1 protein-coding gene is annotated in these 622 nt (G+C 63.2%); it reads left to right on the top strand.

The genetic code is table 11. The features are described 5' to 3' along the window. Window positions 1-622: beta-ketoacyl synthase N-terminal-like domain-containing protein (locus ACFO5K_RS26065; protein WP_378568352.1), on the top strand; the 622-nt coding region annotated here is incomplete at both ends.

Consider the following 622-nt stretch of genomic DNA (forward strand, 5'->3'; position numbering starts at 1 on the left):
GATGGTCGGTGTAAGTCGTATGGGGAGGGGGCGGATGGGACTGGTTGGTCTGAGGGTTTGGGTGTGTTGGTGTTGGAGCGTTTGTCGGATGCGGTGCGTTGTGGGCATTCGGTGGTGGGGGTGTTGCGTGGTTCGGCGGTGAATCAGGATGGTGCGTCGAATGGTTTGACGGCGCCGAGTGGTCCGTCGCAGGAGCGGGTTATCGGTGCGGCGTTGGTGGATGCGGGGTTGGTGTCGGGGGATGTGGATGTGGTGGAGGGTCATGGGACGGGGACGGTGTTGGGTGATCCGGTGGAGGTGGGGGCGTTGATGGGGGTGTATGGGGGTTCTCGGGTGGGGGAGCCGTTGTGGTTGGGTTCGGTGAAGTCGAATATTGGTCATAGTCAGGCTGCTGCGGGGGTGGCGGGTGTGATCAAGATGTTGATGGCGATGCGGTATGGGGTGTTGCCGAGGTCGTTGCATGTGGGTGTGGGTTCGTCGGGTGTGGTGTGGGAGGGTTCTGGGGTTGGGTTGTTGTCGGAGTCGAGGGTGTGGCCTGAGACTGGTCGGCCGCGTCGGGCGGGGGTGTCGTCGTTCGGGGTGTCGGGGACGAACGCGCATGTGATCCTGGAACAGCCACCTG

The sequence above is a fragment of the Nocardia halotolerans genome (assembly GCF_042650145.1).
Taxonomy (GTDB): Bacteria; Actinomycetota; Actinomycetes; order Mycobacteriales; family Mycobacteriaceae; genus Nocardia; species Nocardia halotolerans.